Origin of the sequence: Helicobacter rappini (assembly GCF_900198625.1) — a bacterium.
Classification (GTDB): Bacteria; Campylobacterota; Campylobacteria; order Campylobacterales; family Helicobacteraceae; genus Helicobacter_A; species Helicobacter_A rappini.
The window spans coordinates 1-2,541 of sequence record NZ_FZPK01000061.1 but is presented as its reverse complement, the minus strand read 5'-3'; the positions used below and the strand labels follow the sequence as shown (position 1 = coordinate 2,541).

The window sequence follows — 2,541 nt, the reverse complement described above, 5'->3', positions numbered from 1 at the left end:
TTTCATCGTAAAGAATTGGGGGATATTGATTTAGTTTGGGGAAATGATAAAATAGGCTTACAAAAGATAGTAGAAAAACATTTAAACGATTTTGCACACTTTGCAGGAAATAATCCTTATGAAAAAATGTCAAATGCAATCAATGAGATTGTAGAAAATGGCAAACTTATGAGTGAAAGTGGCGTAAATACGCTATGGTATAAAAATGGCAATGAGTATTATCTCGTGGGAATCTCAAAAGGATTTAATAAACAAGGCGACAACAATTGGATTATTACAAGCTACAAGAAAGATAATATTACAGATTTGCAAAAAGAAAAAGTAGATAAGCTATTCAGTAGCGATGCCGAAGTCCTTTCCGCTCAAGGCAAATTTAATGAGTTAGAGACTCTTAACTCAACTACTAGCAACATTATACCACAAAATCCCACAAAAGCACAAAGTGAGTATTTTAATCCATTTATGAATGAGTATGAAAAAATTAAAGAAATTAAAAAACTTCATACGCAAGATGACAATCTTATTAGAGTGATGAAAGTTGAGGGTAGAAATGACTATATAGAGCCTTTAAGCAATATGAGTGTAAGCAAAGAATACCTACAAAAGCAAACAGCCCAAAGCTTAAAAGAGAATATCACACAAGCTATTTTAGGCAACCAAACACAGCTTAAAGCCCTGCAACAAGGCTATAATACCTATCACTTAAGCCCTTTTCAAAAAGAAGTGTTAGAATCTGTGCTAGATATAGCAAATAATCCCACAAAGCTTAAAGAATACAAACTGCAAGGACTACAAAAGCAACTCAATAATCTTAATAACAATGAAGCCTATCATATAGAAAAAGGCAGGGAATATGATAAAAGCAGATACGCAAAGGATAGAGAAGAGCTAGAAAAAGAAATCTATGCGTTAAAAGATTCTATAACTATGCAAAGTAACGCCCATTTAGGAAGTGGATTGATAAGCGGTAGTGTAGCAGGAATTGAAACTGATGAGAATGGAAACATTGTAGGATTTAATCCTGCTAAGTTTGCCGCTGGATTCTTAGGTGGAGTAGCTGGGAGCAAGGCGGTAAGCAAGATTTATAAGAATAAATCCGCACAAAGATACGCTACACTAGCTATTAAAAGCATTCAACAAGACTATAAATCTTTGAGTGAGAATAATCCAGCTATGTTTGCTAAAATAATGCAAAAGTTTAATCCTAGAGATTTCTTAAAAGGTAAAAAGCAAGTGCAAGAAGTAAGTAAGGATATTTTTAATAAAGAATTAGCACAAGAAATAGAATCTGCTTTAAAAAATGGCAAAGTAGAGACAATGCCACAGGCAGAGTTTGGAAATAGAGAAGAGTTTGCAAAAATGTTTGATAGTGTAAAAGGCAATAAGGGTGTTATCAAAACGCCCATAGGTAATGTCGAGTGTAGTATATCTTATGCTTATAGGCATTTTGCCCACAATACGCACAACACAGACAGAGAAAACATAAAAGGCGGTTTCTTTAAAACCTTTAAAGACCCATTGTTTATCGTAGAGCAGGCAAGAGAAGGACAAAGTAGCCCTAGCGTGTATTTCTATAAGCCATTTTACGATAATGACAAAAAGCTAATGAATTTGTTTGGAATAGGGATACAAGGGCATAATGTAGAATTTAAAACATATTACTTTGATAAAAAGAGAAATAGGTTAAAAGAAATACTGACAAGTGATAAGATTAAAATAGTGTATATGAAAGAGTGAGTTTTATGTCCCACCTCTTTTGCAATCTACCCAACAAAAGAGAGTTTTAGCTTCAAGCCTCTCTAGTAGTATTGAGATGGGGCAAGTCGCACGACATAAAACTTCAAGGCAAATTATACCACAAAAAAAAGGATTTAACATGTTAGACACAAAAAATCTCACTCTAAAGAAATTCCAAGAGAATTTTGATTTTATAGAAGCTAAGATGAAAGATAGTCAAATATATAAAGACGCATTAGATAGCTTTGTAAAATATATGCCAAGCTATGCTTTTACAGATGACCAAAAGGCTTTAGCATATAGTGATTTTATGGCAAAGACATTTTTAGGCGTATTTCAAAGTGCAGTCCAAACAGCATTAACCATAGACCAAAATGAAGTAGCTACAAGAGATGCACAAAATCAAAGTGCATTAGGCATACTAGGTAAGAAAAAAGAAGTAGCAATGCTATCCAATCAAGTGAAAGAAAGCTTTTTTAAGATACAAGCAAGTAAAATGCAAACAGCACAACTTCAAGCCCAAGCCCTGCAAGATAAAATCAAGGCAGAAGTATTACATAAAAGTGCCAATGATAACGCACAGATAAATAAAGCAAATTGTATGGTAAGCTATCAAAATGTCCTATCAAATGCAAATAAACCAGACTTACTTAAAAGCTATGATATGCAGCAAACTACCGTGAATGCACTCAAAGCAATAGGTGAAGCTCCAATCAGTGATTACACAGATGAGTGGAAAAAGGTGCAAATACCTGACTACAATACAGACTTTGATACTACTATACTAGAGATATATGCTACTAA

At 33.8% G+C, this 2,541-nt stretch carries 2 protein-coding genes; both read left to right on the top strand.

The annotated features are described in order from the left end of the window. A partial coding sequence (locus C6H17_RS12330) for a hypothetical protein (RefSeq protein WP_158655020.1) occupies positions 1 to 1,737 on the top strand: 1,737 nt, incomplete at its 5' end. Positions 1,738 to 1,876: 139 nt separating this feature from the next. Further along, the coding region (locus tag C6H17_RS13105) for a hypothetical protein (RefSeq protein ID WP_233714118.1) at positions 1,877 to 2,541 on the top strand (665 nt) is incomplete at its 3' end.